The organism is Lentzea chajnantorensis, from assembly GCF_054300775.1.
In genome coordinates this window covers 7,706,701-7,723,997 of record NZ_JBSDZT010000002.1, presented here as the reverse complement: position 1 = coordinate 7,723,997, position 17,297 = coordinate 7,706,701, and the positions used below count along the sequence as shown (strand labels likewise).

The following is a 17,297-nucleotide window of genomic DNA, read 5'->3' as shown; positions in this document are numbered from 1 at the left end:
GTTCACATACCTGAACTCGAAGGGCCTGACGATGCGCCGTAGAACAGCCACCACCGTCGCCACGCTCAGCGTGGCCGCCCTGCTCGCGGGGTGTGGCAGCGGCAGCACGGCCTCGTCGGCCAAGGACCCGGACAAGCCCCTCGAGGTGTGGACCCGCTCGACCGAGGCGACGGCGAAGGTCTACGAGAAGATCTTCAAGTCCTTCACCGAGAAGACCGGTGTGCGGGTCGACTACAAGCCGATCTTCAACGACTTCGACAAGCAGGTGCAGCAGCGCGCCGCGTCGAAGGACCTCCCCGACGTCGTCATCACAGACACCGGCTCGCTCGGCAACTTCGTCAAGCAGGGCTGGACGACCGAGGTGAACCGCGGCGACGTCGAGGGCGGCTCCGACGTCGTCGACCGGGCGTGGAACAACGCCAAGGGCGCGGACGGCAAGTTCTACGCCATCCCCTACTCCACCCAGGCGATGGTCACGCTGATCCGCAAGGACTGGCGCGAGAAGCTCGGCAAGCCGATCCCCACGACGTGGGAGGAGCTCGACGACCTCGCGAGGGCCTTCACCCGCGACGACCCCGACGGCAACGGGCAGAACGACACCTACGGCATGCTCGTCCCCGGCACCACCGACCGCGGCTACCTCGCCTGGTGGGCGTCGAGCTACATCTGGCAGGGCGGCGGCGACATCCTGGAGGAGCAGGGCGACGGCAAGTTCCGCGTCGGCATCGACTCCCCGGAGTCGGTCAAGGCCGTCGAACGGCTGCGCAAGCTCTTCTGCGAGGACAAGGTCGTGCAGCCCGGCTCGCTGACACTGGGCACCAACGACGCGCACCCGCTGTTCGAGGCCGGCAAGAGCGGCATCTACCTCACCGGCCCCTACATGATCGGCCGCTTCGACAAGTCGGTCGGCAAGGACAGGTACGAGGTCATCGCGTCCCCGCGCGGCCCGGCCGGTGCCACCGTGCTCGGTGAGGGCGAGAACATCTACCGGATGGCCGGCTCCGCGAAGACCGCCGACCAGGAGAAGCTCGCCGAGTACCTCATCACGCCCGAGGCGCAGCAGGCCGGCATGAAGGGCGACCCGCAGCCCGTGGTCCGCCTGCCCGTCAACAAGAACGTCGACGTCGACGCGACCTACGACGACCCGCGCTGGGCAACCGTGGCGGGCGTGTACTCCAGCGAGGCGCGGCCGTTCCCGAGCGTCCCGAACTTCGCGCCGTTCCGGCAGAAGACCTCGGAGACCCTGAACTCCATCCTCGCGAAGTGCCCCGCCGACTCCTCGTCCGAGCTGAGGTCGCTCGCGGAGGCGCTCAAGAAGGAGCTCGACAACCAGAAGGCGTCGAAGTGACGGCAGTGCGGTCACCCGGCGACACCCGAGACGTGGGCTTGACGGCTAGTGGCGGCGGTGCCGTCGAGACCCACCCCGTGAGGCGGCGCCGCCGGCGCCGCCTCACGGGAGCCACCTTCGTCCCCTGGCTGTTCCTGCTCCCCGCCGCGCTGATCTTCCTGGTCTTCAAGTTCATCCCGATGGCAGAGGGCATCCGGCTCTCGCTGTACCAGGTGCGGCCGTTCCTCGGTGACATCTTCGTCGGGTTCGAGAACTACGCCACGATCCTGCGGGACGAGAAGTTCCTGACCGCCGGCTGGCACACCCTCGTGCTGGCCGGCGGTCAGACGGCCGGTGCGATGGTGATCGGCTTCTTCCTCGCGTTGTTGCTGGAAGGCCACACCAAGACGCTGTGGTTCGTGCGGTCCGCGGTGTTTCTGCCCGTCGTGGCGGCCACCGCGGTCATCGGTGAGATCTGGCGGCTCTTCTTCTACCCGGCACCGGAAGGCTTCCTCAACGAGCTCATCTCGTGGGTCGGGCTCGGCCCGTGGGAGTACATCCACGACCCCGGCACGTCGCTGGTGTCGGTGATGTTCGTCGGCATCTGGAAGCACGCGCCGTACGACATGGTGCTGATCCTCGCCGGTCTGGCCGGCATCGACCGCCGGCAGTACGAAGCGGCCGCGATCGACGGTGCCTCGACGCCCCAGCGGATCTGGAACGTGACACTGCCCGCGTTGCGGCCCGTCATCACGATCCTGCTGACGCTGGCGGCGATCCGCGGCCTGCGCGTGTTCACCGAGGTGTACGTGCTGACCGGCGGCGGACCGGCCGGGTCGACCGACGTCTGGATGACCCGCGTCTACACCACCGCGTTCGAGCAGTCCGAAGCCGGGCTCGCCTCCGCTGGCTCCGTGCTGTTGTTCCTGGTTACCTTGGTTTTGACGGTCAGCGTGCAGTGGTACCGCCGCCGGAGGGAGGCGCGATGAGCAGCGTCAACTCAAGCCGTTTCGACAGCGCCCTCGGCTGGTCCACCCACACCGGCGCGTGGTTCAGCCGGGGCCTCCGCTTCGTCCTGGGCGCCCTCGCGGTGGTCCTCTTCTGCGGGCCGCTGCTGGTCATCTTCTCGGGCGCCTTCGACCACAACCCGGACCCGACGAAGCTGTCGGTGGTACCGGACGACCCGTCGCTGATCAACTTCCGGGTCGCGGCGGAGAACAGGATCTGGCACTACCTGGCCAACTCGCTGATCATCGCCGGCGGCGCCTTGCTGCTGCAGCTCGCGGTCAGCGTGTTCGCCGCCTACGCGCTGGCGCGCAAGAAGTTCCGCGGACAGGCCATCGCGCTGCTGGTCATCCTCGCCACGATGATGCTGCCGGAGGAGGTCATCGCGATCCCGCTGTCCCTGGTGATCGGCGACCTCCCGCTGCTGCACGTGAGCCTCAGGGGCACCCTGCTCGGCGTCATCCTCCCGTTGGGGGCGTGGGGTTTCTCCATCTTCGTCATGACGGAGTTCATGAGGGAGATCCCCGCGGAGCTGGAGGAGGCGGCCAAAGTGGACGGTGCGGGGGAGCTGCGGCTCTTCGCGCAGATCATCCTCCCGCTGTGCAGGCCGGCGCTGGGCGTCATCGCCGTGTTCGGCTTCAACATGATCTGGGAGCAGTACCTGCTCCCCCTGATCGTCGCCGCCGACCCCTCCGACTACACGCTCACGGTCGCACTGCTCGCGCTCCGCTCCGACGACATGGTCGGGACGGGGATCGTGCTGGCCGGTGCGTTGCTGGCGCTGGTACCGAGCCTGGTCGTGTACCTGTCGCTGCAGAAGTCCTTCCTGCGTGGGATCACCACGGGAGCGATCAAGGGATGAGTGCTGGTATGCAACTCGATGGTGTGCTGTTCTTTCCGGTGACCCCGTTCGACACCGAGGGAAACATCGCCTGCGACGTGCTCGCCGAGCACGTCAAGCACGGTGTGTCGGCCGGTCCGGGCGCGGTGTTCGTCGCCTGCGGCACCGGCGAGTTCCACGCGTTGGAGCTGGCGGAGTTCGAACGCGCGGTGGCGGTCGCGGTCGAGGCGACCGGCGGGCGGGTACCGGTGTTCGCCGGTGCCGGTGGCTCGGTGGCGTTCACCAAGCAGTTCGTGCAGGCCGCCGAACGCGCCGGTGCCGACGGCATCCTGCTGCTGCCGCCGTACCTCGTGACGAACCCGGCCGCCGGCCTCGTGCGGTACGTGGCCGAGGTCGCGGGCGCCACGGAGCTGCCGATCATCGTGTACCAGCGCAACAACGCGCGGTTCACGCCGGACACCGCCGTCGAGGTCGCGTCGATCCCGAACGTCATCGGCCTCAAGGACGGCCTGGGCGACCTCGACCAGATGCAGCGCATCGTGCTCTCGGTGCGCGCCGGCGTCGACAAGCCGTTCCAGTTCTTCAACGGCCTGCCGACCGCGGAGATGACCCAGCTCGCCTACCGGGCCATCGGCGTCGAGCTGTACTCGTCGGCGGTGTTCTGCTTCGCGCCGGAGATCTCCCTCGGCTTCTACCAGGCCGTGCAGTCCGGGAACACCGAGCTGGTCAACCGGTTCCTGCACGAGTTCTACAAGCCGCTGGTCGAGCTGCGCGACCAGGTCCCCGGCTACGCCGTCGCCCTGGTGAAGGCGGCCGTGCGCGCGAACGGCCTCGACGTCGGCGGCGTGCGCGCGCCGCTGGTCGACCCGTCCGACGAGCACCTCGCCGCGCTGGACAAGATCATCGCCGCGGGCAAGGCCCTGCTGGCCTGAGGGGACGGTCGCCGTGAAGATCACCGAGATTGTTCTGACACCGATCGCGTTCCGCGACCCGCCGCTGCTGAACTCGGCCGGTGTGCACGAGCCGTGGGCGCTGCGCACGATCGTCGAGGTGCACACCGACGAGGGCATCTCCGGGCTGGGGGAGACCTACGGCGACCTCGGGCACCTGGAGCGCTCGCGGTCCGTCGTCGGCTCGCTCGTCGGCCTGGACGTGTTCGCGCTCAACGAGATGCACGCGCGCGTCTCCGCCGTGCTCGGCGGCACCGTCGGGCTCGACAAGCACGGCCTGACCGGCCAGATCACCGCGGAGAGCACCGTCGACCGGGTGTTCTCGCCGTTCGAGGTCGCGTGCCTGGACATCCAGGGCAAGGCGCTGGGCCGCCCGGTGCACGACCTGCTGGGCGGCGCCGTCCGCCCGGCGGTGCCGTACTCCGCCTACCTGTTCTACAAGTGGGACGGGCACCCCGGTGCCGAACCCGACGAGTGGGGCGCGGCGGTCGACCCCGCGGGCATCGTGGCGCAGGCGCAGAAGATGATCGGGCAGTACGGCTTCGGGTCGATCAAGCTCAAGGGCGGCGTCTTCCCGCCGGAGCAGGAGGTCGAGGCGATCCGCGCGCTGCGCGAGGCGTTCCCCGGCCACCCGCTGCGGCTCGACCCGAACGCGGCCTGGTCCCCGGCGACGTCGCTGCGGGTCGCGGCCGAGCTGGACGGCGTCCTGGAGTACCTGGAGGACCCGACCGCGCAGATCGCCGGCATGGCCGAGGTGGCCGCGCGGGCACCGATGCCGTTGGCCACCAACATGTGCGTGGTCGCGTTCGAGCACCTGCGGCCGTCGGTCGAGCAGGGTGCCGTGCAGGTGATCCTGTCCGACCACCACTACTGGGGCGGGCTGCAGCGGTCGCGGCAGCTGGGCATGATCTGCCAGACGTTCGGCATCGGCCTGTCGATGCACTCGAACTCGCACCTGGGCATCTCGCTGGCCGCTATGACGCACCTGGCCGCCGCGACGCCGAACCTGAACTACGCCTGCGACACGCACTACCCGTGGAACGCGGCCGACGAGGTCGTCGAACCCGGCGTGCTGTCCTTCGTGGACGGTGCGGTGCCGGTGCCCACCGGTCCGGGCCTGGGCGTGTCGCTCGACCGGGACGCGCTGGCCCGGCTGGCGGAGAACTACGAGCGGTGCGGCATCACGGCCCGTGACGACACGGGGTACATGCAGAAGTTCGACCCGAGCTACGAGAGGAAGCGCCCCCGGTGGTGAAGTCGGTTGTCCACGCCTACCCGTGGGACCTGATCGGTGATCCTGACGCCGTTGCGCGGTACCGGGACCTCGGTGTCGACGCGGTCGCCCTGGCCGCCTCGTACCACACGGTGCGGGCGGCGACCCCCTTGCACCCGGAGCACCGTCTGGTCGACGCGCGGCACGCGGCGTTCTACCTGCCCGTGCGCCCGGAGAAGTACGGGCGGCTCGTGCCGGCGGAACCGTCCTGGGTGGACGGTCCCGACTCGTTCGGCGAGGCGGCCGCGCTGGTCCGTGCGGCCGGGTTGCCGGTGTACGCGTGGACCGTGCTGACGCACAGCTCGCGGCTGGGCGACCTGCACCCGGACGTCACCGTGGTGAACGCGTTCGGCGACCGGTACCCGTACGCGCTGTGCACGGCGCAGCCCGACGTCGTGGAGTACACGTCGGCGCTGGTGTCGGAGGTGCTGGAGCTCGGTGCGCCGGACGGGGTCGTCCTGGAGGCCTGCGGGCCACTGGGGTTCGTCCACGGCGGGCACCACGAGAAGACCGACGGAACCGACTGGAACGCGGTGCAGCAGAAGCTGTTGTCGCTCTGCTTCTGCTCGGCCTGCACCGCCCTGTACGCCGACCCGGACGCCGTGCGCGCAGCGGTGCGGGCCGGGGTCGACCGCGGCGCACCCGGCGTCGAGGAAGCGCTGGGTGCGCTCGCGGACGACGTCCGCGCGGTGCGCACGGGTGTGGTGCGGTCGTTGCGGCAACGCGTCGTCGGTGAGATCCGTGCCGCCGCGCCTTCCGTCCGGATCGGCATGCACGTGACGGCGGACCCGTGGGGCACCGGGCCGTTCGCGACCGTCGCCGGCGGGCTGGACGCGGACGTCGACGTGCTCACCACCATGTGCTGGCCGGGCCCGGAGGTCGCGGTGCCGGGCATCGAGGCGTTGCGCGCGGCCGCCCCGGACACGCGGATCGCCGCGTACGTGCTGGGACTGCCGCCGAAACCGGCCGACGGAGCGGCGCTGTCGAAGGAGTGGCTGGCGTACGCGGACGCGGGGGTTGAGGAGTTCCACCTCTACCACGGCGGCCTGGCGTCGGCGGCCCGGCTGGAGGCGCTGCGCGAGGCGGTCGCGGCCGTTTCCCGGTAACTGTGAAGCGAACTCGCTGCAACCCGTTGTGAGCGCGGTTCCGTCCTTGGTGCATGAGGCACATCGGAACCGTAGTTGGCACTGGCGCCCTGCTGCTGGTGATGACCGCCTGTGGCAGTGCGCAGAACACCGGCACTGGAGCAGGTGGCGGTCCAACCTTGCCGACCGCCACCTCGTCCTCCTCGGAGGTGCCGCCGGGCATCGCGCCCGGTGAGGTGCCGCCCGACGGCACACCGGTGACGAAGCTGGACACCAACGCCCTGGCGTCGGACTACCCGCGCACCGCGTGGACCCAGGGCGACGGCAAGACCGTCACCGTCGTGGCCCAGGAGGCCGGGTGCGGCAAGGCCAGCGCGTCGGTGCTGGAGCAGTCGGCGTCGGTCGTGAAGATCGAGCTGCTGGAGACGCTGCCGCTCACCAAGCAGATGTGCACGATGGACATCCGCTTCCCCCCGCTGAAGGTGCAGCTGGACGAGCCCCTGGGTGAGCGCACGGTCGTGCTGACGTCGCGGCAGGAACAGAAGTAGACCTCCCTCCCCCGGTGCCCGGCTGGCACCTGCCCCGTCGGCCGGGCACCACCCGCGCTCAGCTCCGTTTGCAAGGATGGTGCGCATGAGAAACGTCGTCGCTGCCGTTGCTCTCGCTGTCGTGGTCGCCGGGTGCTCGTCCGGTGGCACGTCGAGCGCGCCGGGTTCGAGCTCCTCGTCCGGTGCCGCGCCGACCGGGACCTCCGCGCCCGGCACGTCGACGCCGGGGTCGAGCTCGCCCTCCGCCCCCGTGCAGCCGCCGGTGTCGATCTCGCAGGAGAAGCCGGTCGTGCCGCCGGACGTCACGCCGGTGCCTCAGGAGAAGGTCGACTCGACATCGTTGTCAGAGACCTTCCGCACCGAGGCGTACGTGTTCGGCGACGGTCGCGACGTCGAGGTCTTCGGCGTCGGCGGTGGCTGCAAGGAGGCCCGCGCCGAGGTGACCGCGCAGTCCGCCGAGGTCGTGCAGGTGACGCTGGTGACGATCACCAAGCAGCCGCCGGGCACGGTCTGCACGCAGGAGGTCCGCGAGGTCCCGCTGACCGTCCGCCTCGACGCGCCGCTGGGCGACCGCAGGCTCGTGCTGGAGTCCCGCGAGGAGTCCGGCTGACGGCTGGGACACCGATGTGTGGATCTTCGCCTGGGGAACCGCGAGCTGCACGTGCACGACGTCGGGGAGGGCGCCGGTCTTCTGGCACCACGGCACGCCCAACCTCGGCCTCCCGCCCGAGCCGTTGTTCCGGCCGGGTGTCCGCTGGCTCTCGTACGACCGGCCCGGCTATGGCACGTCGACCCCGCTGCCCGGCCGTACGGTGGCGTCGGCCGTAACTGATATATCGCACATCGCCGACGAGCTCGGCCTGTCGGCGTTCGCGGTCGTCGGCCATTCCGGTGGCGGCCCGCACACCCTGGCCTGTGCCACTCTGCTCGGTGACCGCGTCACCGCCGGCGTCGCCGCCGCGTGCCTGGCGCCGTTCGACGCCACCGGCCTGGACCACTTCGCCGGCATGATCCCCTCCGGCTCGGCCTCGCTGCGGGCCGTGCGGCGAAGGAGCAGCACGAGTCCTCCGGCGCCGAGTACGACCCGGAGTTCACCGAGGCGACCTCGCCGCGCTGCGCGGTGACTGGTCGTGGTTCGAGCAGGTCGTCGGTCCCGCCCTCGCCAACGGCCCTGGCCCGCTCATCGACGACGACCTCGCCCACGTGACCCCGTGGGGCTTCGACCCGTCGGCCATCACCGCACCGACCGTGCTGCTGCACGGCGAACGCGACGGCATCGCCCCCGCCGCCCACGCCCGCTGGCTGGCCGGCCGCATCCCCGGCGCCGAGCTTCCGCCTGTTCGCCGACGACGGCCGCATCTCCGTGCTCACCCACGTGCCCGCCGTCCTCGACCAGCTCCTACCTGCCTCTTTGCAACGACTCTTTGGACGACGACCGCAAAAGAGTCGTTGCAAAGGGGTGGGCCAAGCAACGGCCGGGTCAACCGATATATCAGTTGGCCCGGCCGTTGAGGTGTTGCGGCAGCTCGGCTGGAAGCCGCTGTGCGAGCTAGCGGCGGAAGCTGATCTGCAGGGTCGGGGCGGAGGTCTCGGCGAAGAAGTCGTTGCCCTTGTCATCGACGACGACGAACGCCGGGAAGTCCTCGACCTCGATCTTCCAGACCGCCTCCATGCCGAGCTCGGGGTACTCCAGCACCTCGACCTTGCGGATGCAGTCCTGCGCCAGTCGCGCCGCCGGGCCGCCGATCGAACCGAGGTAGAAGCCGCCGTGCGTGGCGCACGCGGACGTCACCTGCTTGGAGCGGTTGCCCTTCGCGAGCATCACCAGCGAGCCGCCCGCGGCCTGGAACTGCTCGACGTAGGAGTCCATGCGGCCGGCGGTCGTCGGGCCGAACGACCCGGAGGCGTACCCCTCCGGCGTCTTGGCCGGGCCCGCGTAGTAGACCGGGTGGTCCTTCAGGTACTGCGGCATCTCTTCGCCGGCGTCGAGGCGTTCCTTGATCTTGGCGTGCGCGATGTCGCGGGCCACGACCAGCGGACCGGTCAGCGACACGCGGGTCTTCACCGGCAGCTGGGTGAGGACCTCGCGGATCTCGGCCATCGGGCGGGTGAGGTCGATGCGGACGACCTCGTCGGACAGGTCCTCGCCCTCGACCTCGGGCAGGAACTGGGCCGGGTCGCGTTCGAGCTGTTCCAGGAACACGCCCTCGGCGGTGATGCGGGCCTTGGCCTGGCGGTCCGCCGAGCACGACACCGCGATGCCGACCGGCAGGGACGCGCCGTGGCGGGGCAGGCGGATGACGCGCACGTCGTGGCAGAAGTACTTGCCGCCGAACTGGGCGCCGATGCCGAAGTTGCGGGTCAGCTCCAGGACCTGCTGCTCCAGGTCGCGGTCGCGGAACGCGTGGCCCGACGCCGAACCCTCCGACGGCAGGTTGTCCAGGTAGCGGGCCGACGCCAGCTTCGCGACCTTCAGGTTCTGCTCCGCGGACAGGCCACCGACCACCACCGCGAGGTGGTACGGCGGGCAGGCGGCGGTGCCGAGCGAGCGCAGCTTCTCGTCGAGGAACGACGCGAGGCGCTTCGGGTTCAGCACCGCCTTCGTCTCCTGGTACAGGAACGTCTTGTTCGCGCTGCCGCCGCCCTTGGCCATGAACAGGAACTCGTACACCGGGTCCTGGCCGGGCTTGTGGAACACCTCGATCTGCGCGGGCAGGTTGGTGCCGGTGTTCTTCTCGTCCCAGAACGTCAGCGGCGCCATCTGCGAGTAGCGCAGGTTGAGCTCCTGGTAGGCCTCGTAGACGCCGCGGGCCAGTGCCTGCTCGTCGTCGCCGCCGGTCAGGACCGTCTCCGTGCGCTTGCCCATGATGATCGCCGTGCCGGTGTCCTGGCACATCGGCAGCACGCCGCCGGAGGAGATGGCCGCGTTGCGCAGCAGGTCCATCGCGACGAAGCGGTCGTTTCCGGACGCCTCGGGGTCGTCGATGATCTTGCGCAGCTGGGCGAGGTGCGACGGGCGCAGCAGGTGCTGGATGTCGCGGACGGCTTCCTTCGCGAGCAGCGTCAGGGTCTCCGGCGCGATCTCCAGGAACCTGCGGTCGCCGGCCTCGATCAGCTTCACCCCGTCGGAGGTGACGAGGCGGTACTCGGTCTCGGTGTCCTTCGCGAGCGGGAGGACGTCGGTGTACTCGAAAGTGGTGGGCACGGCGTACACAACTCCAACGGTGTGCAGTTCGGATCAGAAAACCGTACCGCCACCAAAGGGACGTACCACGCCCCGTCCACCGTGTTCTTCGCTACGGCCGCCCGAAACGCGGAAGGCCGGGGCAGCCCCCGGCTGCCCCGACCTTCCTCCGTGTGCGACGTCCGGCTCTCGGCGGGCGTCGCGTGGCTTGGTAACGCCCGACCGTGCCGTGCGTTGAGTCACAAGTCAATGCTCGCGGTCGCCTGAGATCCGACCGTGACACCACCTGGCCCAACGGGTCTCAGGAGGCGTATGCCCGCAGCTTCGCGGCCCTCTCGCCCTGGCGCAGCTTCGACATGACCTCGCGCTCGATCTGGCGCACCCGCTCGCGGGACAGGCCGAACCGCTTGCCGATCTGGTCGAGGGTGCGCGGCTGACCGTCTTCGAGGCCGTAGCGCAGCCGGATCACGGCCTGCTCGCGCGGCTCCAGCGTGGCGAGCACGCGGCGCAGGTCGTCCTGCAGCAGGCCGGAGATGACGGCGCTCTCGGCGTCGGTCGCGTCCGAGTCCTCGATGAAGTCACCGAGGGGAGCGTCCTCCTCCGTGCCGACCGGCATGTCGAGCGATACCGGGTCACGGGCGTGGTCGAGCAGGTCGGAGACCTTGTCCACGGAGATGCCCGACTCCTTGGCGAGCTCCTCGTGCGTGGCCTCGCGGCCCAGCGACTGGTGCAGGTCGCGCTTGATCCGCGCGAGCTTGTTCACCTGCTCGACCAGGTGGACGGGGAGGCGGATGGTGCGGCCCTGGTCGGCCATGCCGCGGGTGATGGCCTGGCGGATCCACCACGTCGCGTACGTCGAGAACTTGAAGCCCTTGGTGTAGTCGAACTTCTCCACCGCGCGGATCAGGCCCAGGTTGCCCTCCTGGATCAGGTCCAGCAGCGGCATGCCGCGGCCCGTGTAGCGCTTCGCGAGCGACACGACGAGGCGCAGGTTGGCCTTGAGCAGGTGGTCCTTGGCACGGCGGCCGTCGCGGACGAGCTCCCCCAGCTCTTCGCGACGGGTGGGAGTCAGGCGCTTGGCCGTCTCCAGGACGTGGTGGGCGAACACGCCCGCCTCGATGCGCTTCGCGAGGTCGACTTCCTCCTCGGCGGTGAGCAGCGCTGTCTTGCCGATTCCGTTCAGGTAGACTCGAACGAGGTCGGCCGCTGGCCCCTGAGCGTCGAGGTCGGCTGCTTCGACGGCGGTGTTGTCTCCGACTTCACGGTCGAAGATCCTGGTGACGGTCATGGATCTCCCTCCCCCTGCTGCGGGCGACGCGGTCGCGGGCACGGTGGTCAAGGCGGCGCGGCGCTGCGCCCTGGTGCCGGTTCGCGGCGGGCCCGCTCTGTGGATCCCATCGCTTGCTGGCTCTCATCCGGGGTAACGAACCGGATTCCGAATTCGTTCCCGACTTCCTGACCTGAAGACGTCGCCGCTGTCACAACGGTTGCGCGAGTAATCTGAGGATTGGCTGAGAAGCCTTTCCTCAGACCTCCACGAGCACCGTGAACGGACCGTCGTTCACGCTCCGCACCTTCATCTCCGCCCGGAAACGTCCCGTTTCGACCCGTGCGCCCATTTGGCGCAGCTCCGCCACGACGGCGTTCACCAACGGTTCCGCGTGCTCGGGCCGCGCGGCCGCCGTCCAGGACGGGCGGCGGCCCTTGCGCGTGTCTCCGTAGAGGGTGAACTGGCTGACGACCAGCAGGGGAGCGCCGGTCGACTCGCACGACTGCTCGTCATCGAGGATTCGCAGCCCGTGCAACTTGCGCGCCATTTTGGCGGCGTGGCCCGCGGTGTCGTCGTGGTGGACGCCGAGCAGGACCAGCAATCCGGGCTCGGTGATCGCCCCGACGACCTCCCCTTCGACTTCCACACTCGCCTCTGTGACGCGCGCCACAACGGCTTTCACGCGGGAATCAACATTCCGTGCCGGATGAGATCACGAACGATCGGCAACGCGGCTTCCGAATCGATTTCTCCATACGCGAACTCCAGCAACGCGAGCAGGTCCGCCAACGGCAGCGCACCCGTGCACCCGGCGACGAGCTTGGCCGTCGCCTCGTCCACCTCGTGCTGCCAGCCGGGCCCGTCGGTGCGGTGCAGCCGGGCCACGACCTTGCGCCAGCCCTCCTCGCCCGCCTCGGACACCTCCTCCAGCAGCACGGTGTCCGCGACCCGGAACGTCCGGTCCAGCAGGTCGGGGTTCGCGCGCAGCCACGCCACGTTGTCGAGCCACCGCGCCGCCTCCGGGCCCAGCGGGTCGTCGAACGCGTGCCGCAGGTCCTCGCACACGACCTCGGAGTGCAGCTCGTCGGTGCGCCGCAGCGTCACGTACCCGAAGCCGACCCCCTGGACGTCGTTCTCCTCGAACCAGTCGAGCCACGCGGCGGCCTTCGCCCGCCCCTCCGGACTGCGCGGGTCGACGCCCGCGTCCTTGAGCCACGTGCCGACGTACAGCGCCGGCTCCGCGATGTCGCGCTGCACGAACCACGCGTCCACACCGCCGCGGGGGAGCCAGCCGGAGACGCGCTCCTCCCAGTCCTCGCCCTTGCGGTGCACCCAGGACGCGAGCAGCTGCCCCACACCACCCTCGTTGAGGAACGCGGGCAGCTGCCGGATCACCAGCGCCGACGCGTCGTCACCGCCGAGACCGGAGTCGCGGTAGACGTAGTCGACCCGCGGCGGACCGACGACGAACGGCGGGTTGCACACGACCTGGTCGAACCGCCGGTGGCGCACCGGGCCGAACCACTCGCCCTGCAACGTCTCCACGTCCAGCCCGTTGATGCGGAACGTGCCCTGTGCGAGCCGTAGCGCGCGCTCGGACAGATCGGTGGCCGTGATGCGTTCGGCGTGCTTGCTGGCGTGCAACGCCTGGACACCGCAGCCGGTGCCGAGGTCGAGCAGCGAGCCGACCGGGGTGCGCCGGGTGGCGCGGGCGAGGCTGATCGAGGCGTGGCCGACGCCCAGGACGTGGTCCTCGGGCACGGAACCGCCGCGCAGGTCGGAGTCGAGGTCGGCGATGACCCACCAGTTGTCCTCGTAGGGCCGCACGTCCAGCCCGGCGGTCAGCTCGCTCGTCAGCACCTCGTTCGCGACGAGGTCGTCGATGTCGGTCCCGGCCAGCGCCCTGCGGACGTCCTGCTCGGGTTCGGGGTCGCCGAGCAGGAACAGGCGGATCAGCGTGCCGAGGGTCCCGGCGTCCCTGCTGGCGCGGCGGGCGGGTTCCGGCTCGCCCCTGCCGAGGGCGGCGTGGGCCTGCGGGCCGAGCGCGTCGACCACGCCGTCCGCGGTGTAGCCGGCGTTCTCGAAGGCCTCGCGCAGGCGGGCGCACAGGTCGGCGGAAAGATCAGGGTGCACGGCTGCACATGTTTTCACGGCACCGGGATCAGCGCGTGGCCGACAGCCTCATCACCGACAGCGCGATCGCCATCGCCAGCCGCTGGTCCGGGTCGTCGAGCGGAAGCGGTGTCACCTCCGCCATCTTCTGCATGCGGTACCGCAGCGTGTTCGGGTGCACGTTGAGCTCCCGCGCGGCGGCCCGCACGTCACCCTGGGCTGCGAGCCACGCCTTCAGCGTCGATGCGTAGTTCGTCCCGAACTCCTCGTCGTGTCGCAATATGTTGGATATCGGTCCACGGGTCGGCAGCCGTCCGGCGTCGGCGACGGCCGCGAGCCGGTGCAGCAGCACCCGTGCCCACGCGTCGTCGTACACGACCGGCTCACCCGTCGACAGCGCCAGGCACTCGTCGGCCTCCTGGCGCGAGGTCGGCAGCTGCGTCGCCTCGGCCGGCCCGCCGACACCGGCCAGCACCGTCGCCTCCGCCGGCAGCTCCCGCACCAGCGAGCGCACCCAGTCGACGGCGTCGTCGGCGGCGGGGATCACCGTGTAGAGGACGTTGCCGAACAACGCGCTGCGCCCCGGCCGCGACCAGCCGAAGCCCGCGGTGGCCCGCTGGAACGCCAGCACCGCCGCCCCGTGCTCGCCCTCGCCCGCGTGCGCCTGCACCGCGATCACCCGCAGGTCCGCCGACGGCAGGCCGAGCCGGGCGACGTCCGCGGACTCCGGGTGTTCGAGCAGCCGGATGACCAGGTCGGCCTCCGCCTGGCGTTCGAGGTCGGTCGAGGCACGCGAGCGCAGCAGGTGCAACGCGGCCGTGCGCGCGCCGTCCACCAACGCCGCCGTGCGGGCCGCGTCGACCGGGCCGGTCACCTCCACCCACACCGAACCGAGCAGCTCGCGTCCGGCGCGCACGGCGGCCACCAGGCGGTTGCCCAGCTGCGGGGTCAGCTTGGGCACGAAGATCGGTTCGTCGGACGAGGCGAGGTGCGTGAAGACGCCGTACTCGTCGAGCGCGCGCCGGGCCTCCTCCGGCACCCGGCGGCCCAGGATGGTTTGCACCCGCACCGGGTCGACGTCCTGCTGGCGGTAGGAGTAGGCGAGCACGCGGGACTGCTGGTCCTCGATCGTCACCGGCCCGCCGACCACGCCCGCGATGACGTCGGCCAGCCCGAACAGGTCACCGGTGCGCGTGCCGCCGTTGACCAGTGTCTGCGTCACGTTCGCGAGCTGGCTCCACGGCACCGAGGGGTCCACGAGCAGCACGGCCGCGCCGGACTTCTTCGCGGCGACCACGACCCGTTCGTCCAGCGGCGGCCTGCCGTGCAGCACCACCGCGGAGGCCGCGGTCGACGACACCAGCCGGGCCGCCGCGGCGACCGACGGCGTGCCCAGGCCCAGCAGCACGTCCCCCGCGGCGGCGGGCGTGTTCTCGGCCGGGTCGTGCAGGGCGACCCCGCGCAGCTCGGCGGCACGGCCCCTCGGCGCGCACGCCAGGTGCGTGCCCAGGCTGCCGAGCACGTCCACGAGGCGATCAAGGGCGACCACCCGCGGATGTTAACCGCCGACCGGCCGTCCCGGTCGTCACCCGGACGTGCGACCATGGATGCCGGAGGTGGTGTCGTGAGCAGTCCAGACCGGAACGACACCCCGGTGTTGATCACCGAGGCGGCCCCGTCCTACGAGGAACAGCACGCCGCCCGGCGCCGCAAGTACGCGATCATGATGAGCCTGCGCTTCCCGTGCCTCATCCTCGCGGCGCTGTTCGCGCACACGTGGTGGCTCGCGCTGTTCTTCATCGTGCTGTCCGTGCCGTTGCCGTGGATGGCCGTGCTGATCGCGAACGACCGGCCGCCGCGCAAGTCCGAGAAGGTGAACCGGCACCAGGTCGAACGCCGCGCGATCGCACCGAAGAGCACGACCGTCATCGACGGTTAACGGGGCGGCTGGGCGCCGACGACGGCGACCGCCCGCGAACCCGCGCGCACGCCACCGAGCAATGCGTCGCGCTTGGACGCACCCGAGAGCCACGCCGCGAGGAACCCCGCGTCGAACGCGTCACCGGCACCGGTCGAGTCGACGCACTCGGCGCGCTCGGCCGGAACCGACACGATCTCGTCGGCGTCGACCCACGAGGCACCGTCCGGGCCGGAGGTGACCACGACGGCCCCGACGTGCGAGAGCAGCTGCTTGGCCGCGGCCGGGTCGGGTGAGCCCGCCAGCGCCGCCAGCTCGTCGGCGTTGGGCATCAGCACGTCGACGCCCCGCACGTCCTCCAGGAACCACGGCGTGGCCTCGATCAGCACCGCGGCCTGCGGGTCCACCGACGTGGTCCAGCCGGCCGCCCGCGCCGCCGCCAGCGCCGCCAGCCCGGCGGGCCGCGAGGTGGCGTCGAGCAGCACGTAACCGGACAGGTGCAGGTGGCCGTCCGCGCCCGCGAGCAGGCCGGGGTCGAGGTCGGCGGGGGAGAACCGGGCGTTCGCTCCGCGGTCGGGCAGCATCGAGCGCTGGCCGTTCTCGTCGACCAGCACGACCACGCAGCACGTCGCGAGGTCCGGGTCGACCGCGAACGCGCACCGCACGCCCGCGGCGGTCAGCTCGGCGTGCACCTGCCGTCCCGCCGAGTCGGCGCCCACGCGCGCGACCAGCACCGGCGACGCACCGCACGCGGCCAGCCACACGGCCGTGTTCGCGCCCGCGCCGCCGGGTTCGATCGTCACCTTCGCGCGCACGTCACCGCCGTGCGCGATGGGGCCGGAGTGGCGGGCGACGACGTCCAGGCCGGCATCGCCGACCACGACGACCGGCCTCACCGGCACAGCTCCACCGCGACCTCGGCCGCGACCTGGACGTTGCTGACGACGAGCTCCTCGTTCGCGTCGAGGCTCACGCCCCCGCTCGCGGTGTGGAAGTGCTCCAGCAGCACCGGCGTGACGTCCTTGCCGCGCACGTCGCCGTCGACGAGCTTCCGCAGGCCCTCGGCGAGCAGCCGGTCGTGCAGCCCGGCGTCCATCTCGAACGCCTCCGGGATCGGGTTGACCAGCAGCATGCCGCGCTCGCCCGCCGCGAACACCGCGGCCGCCTGCTTCGCGTCCTCGACCCGCCACGGCACGCCGAACTCCGACTCGCGCCGGTAGAACGCGGGGAAGCGGTCGGTCCGGTAGCCGACGACCGGCACGGACCGGGTCTCCAGCACCTCCAGCGTCGCGCCCATGTCGAGGATCGACTTCACCCCGGAGGACACCACGAGCACCGGCGTCGTCGCGACCACGTCGAGGTCGGCCGAGACGTCCCACGTCTCGTGCGCGCCGCGGTGCACACCGCCGAGGCCGCCGGTGCCGAACACGCGGATGCCGGCCCGGTGGGCGAGCGCGGTCGTGGACGCCACGGTCGTGGCACCGCTGCGGCCGAGCGCGCAGGCGGCACCCAGGTCGCGCAGGGACAGCTTCAGCAGCTCCTCGGAGCAGACCCGCTCCAGTTCGGCGGTGGTGAGGCCGATGTGCGGCACGCCGTCGAGCACGGCGATCGTGGCCGGGACGGCACCGGCCTCCCGCACCACGTGCTCCAGGCGTGCGGCGACGGTCAGGTTGCGCGGGGCGGGCAGCCCGTGGGACAGGATCGTGCTCTCAAGTGCGACGACCGGCCGGTTCTCGGCCAGTGCGGCGGCAACTTCCTCAGCGATGTGCAGCGTAGTCACGAGA

17 protein-coding genes are annotated in these 17,297 nt (G+C 70.9%); 10 read left to right on the top strand and 7 right to left on the bottom strand.

Annotated elements, in window-relative coordinates; translation table 11 throughout:
- Positions 1–31: 31 nt before the first annotated feature.
- The 9 genes from ACVDFE_RS36860 to ACVDFE_RS36820 all read left to right on the top strand — a co-directional run bounded on the left by ACVDFE_RS36860 (position 32) and on the right by ACVDFE_RS36820 (position 8,153).
- Positions 32–1,348 (top strand): ABC transporter substrate-binding protein, encoded by a 1,317-nt coding sequence (locus ACVDFE_RS36860; RefSeq protein WP_458433688.1) that lies wholly within the window; start codon positions 32–34, stop codon positions 1,346–1,348.
- Positions 1,349–1,425: 77 nt separating this feature from the next.
- Positions 1,426–2,316 (top strand): carbohydrate ABC transporter permease, encoded by an 891-nt coding sequence (locus ACVDFE_RS36855; protein WP_458433687.1) that lies wholly within the window; start codon positions 1,426–1,428, stop codon positions 2,314–2,316.
- Positions 2,313–3,194, top strand: coding sequence for a carbohydrate ABC transporter permease (locus tag ACVDFE_RS36850; protein WP_458433686.1), 882 nt, complete (start codon positions 2,313–2,315; stop codon positions 3,192–3,194). Before ACVDFE_RS36855 ends, ACVDFE_RS36850 begins: the two co-directional genes overlap by 4 nt.
- An 8-nt stretch (positions 3,195–3,202) precedes the next feature.
- Positions 3,203–4,105 carry a 5-dehydro-4-deoxyglucarate dehydratase gene (locus ACVDFE_RS36845; protein ID WP_360398355.1) on the top strand — a complete coding sequence of 301 codons (903 nt, stop codon included), beginning with the start codon at positions 3,203–3,205 and terminating at the stop codon, positions 4,103–4,105.
- Between the two features lie 13 nt (positions 4,106–4,118).
- Positions 4,119–5,378 (top strand): glucarate dehydratase family protein, encoded by a 1,260-nt coding sequence (locus tag ACVDFE_RS36840; protein WP_458433685.1) that lies wholly within the window; start codon positions 4,119–4,121, stop codon positions 5,376–5,378.
- Positions 5,372–6,502, top strand: coding sequence for a hypothetical protein (locus ACVDFE_RS36835; RefSeq protein ID WP_458433684.1), 1,131 nt, complete (start codon positions 5,372–5,374; stop codon positions 6,500–6,502). The genes ACVDFE_RS36840 and ACVDFE_RS36835 overlap by 7 nt, the downstream gene beginning before the upstream one ends.
- A gap of 158 nt (positions 6,503–6,660) precedes the next feature.
- Entirely contained in the window at positions 6,661–7,029 is a 369-nt protein-coding gene (locus ACVDFE_RS36830) for a hypothetical protein (RefSeq protein ID WP_360398349.1), read from the top strand.
- A gap of 85 nt (positions 7,030–7,114) precedes the next feature.
- Positions 7,115–7,639: a hypothetical protein gene (locus ACVDFE_RS36825; RefSeq protein ID WP_360398347.1), complete on the top strand. Its 525-nt coding sequence runs from the start codon at positions 7,115–7,117 to the stop codon at positions 7,637–7,639.
- Positions 7,640–7,655: 16 nt separating this feature from the next.
- A complete protein-coding gene (locus tag ACVDFE_RS36820) occupies positions 7,656–8,153 on the top strand; it encodes an alpha/beta fold hydrolase (RefSeq protein ID WP_458433683.1) in 498 nt (165 codons plus the stop codon).
- Positions 8,154–8,578: 425 nt separating this feature from the next.
- Here ACVDFE_RS36820 and ACVDFE_RS36815 read toward each other — a convergent pair whose 3' ends face one another.
- From ACVDFE_RS36815 to ACVDFE_RS36795, 5 genes are all read right to left on the bottom strand, one after another.
- Complete coding sequence (locus ACVDFE_RS36815; RefSeq protein ID WP_458433682.1) at positions 8,579–10,243, bottom strand: fumarate hydratase; 1,665 nt, start codon at positions 10,241–10,243, stop codon at positions 8,579–8,581.
- Between the two features lie 271 nt (positions 10,244–10,514).
- On the bottom strand, positions 10,515–11,501 hold the full coding sequence (locus tag ACVDFE_RS36810; protein WP_360398341.1) for a sigma-70 family RNA polymerase sigma factor: 987 nt from the start codon (positions 11,499–11,501) through the stop codon (positions 10,515–10,517).
- 238 nt (positions 11,502–11,739) lie between these two features.
- Complete coding sequence (gene dtd / locus ACVDFE_RS36805; protein WP_458433681.1) at positions 11,740–12,165, bottom strand: D-aminoacyl-tRNA deacylase; 426 nt, start codon at positions 12,163–12,165, stop codon at positions 11,740–11,742.
- Positions 12,162–13,616 carry a DUF7782 domain-containing protein gene (locus ACVDFE_RS36800; protein ID WP_458433680.1) on the bottom strand — a complete coding sequence of 485 codons (1,455 nt, stop codon included), beginning with the start codon at positions 13,614–13,616 and terminating at the stop codon, positions 12,162–12,164. Before ACVDFE_RS36800 ends, dtd begins: the two co-directional genes overlap by 4 nt.
- Positions 13,617–13,644: 28 nt before the next feature.
- Positions 13,645–15,144: a PucR family transcriptional regulator gene (locus tag ACVDFE_RS36795; protein WP_458433679.1), complete on the bottom strand. Its 1,500-nt coding sequence runs from the start codon at positions 15,142–15,144 to the stop codon at positions 13,645–13,647.
- A gap of 54 nt (positions 15,145–15,198) precedes the next feature.
- On the opposite strand from ACVDFE_RS36795, the gene ACVDFE_RS36790 reads away from it, so the two are divergent.
- Positions 15,199–15,534 carry a DUF3099 domain-containing protein gene (locus ACVDFE_RS36790; RefSeq protein ID WP_360398333.1) on the top strand — a complete coding sequence of 112 codons (336 nt, stop codon included), beginning with the start codon at positions 15,199–15,201 and terminating at the stop codon, positions 15,532–15,534.
- Here the strand turns inward: ACVDFE_RS36790 and ACVDFE_RS36785 are convergent.
- Both ACVDFE_RS36785 and ACVDFE_RS36780 read right to left on the bottom strand, forming a co-directional pair.
- A complete protein-coding gene (locus ACVDFE_RS36785) occupies positions 15,531–16,409 on the bottom strand; it encodes a carbohydrate kinase family protein (protein WP_458433678.1) in 879 nt (292 codons plus the stop codon). The two genes, ACVDFE_RS36790 and ACVDFE_RS36785, sit on opposite strands and share 4 nt — an antisense overlap.
- Positions 16,406–17,293, bottom strand: a complete 888-nt coding sequence (locus ACVDFE_RS36780) for a pseudouridine-5'-phosphate glycosidase (protein WP_458433677.1) — start codon at positions 17,291–17,293, stop codon at positions 16,406–16,408. Before ACVDFE_RS36780 ends, ACVDFE_RS36785 begins: the two co-directional genes overlap by 4 nt.
- Positions 17,294–17,297: the final 4 nt, after the last annotated feature.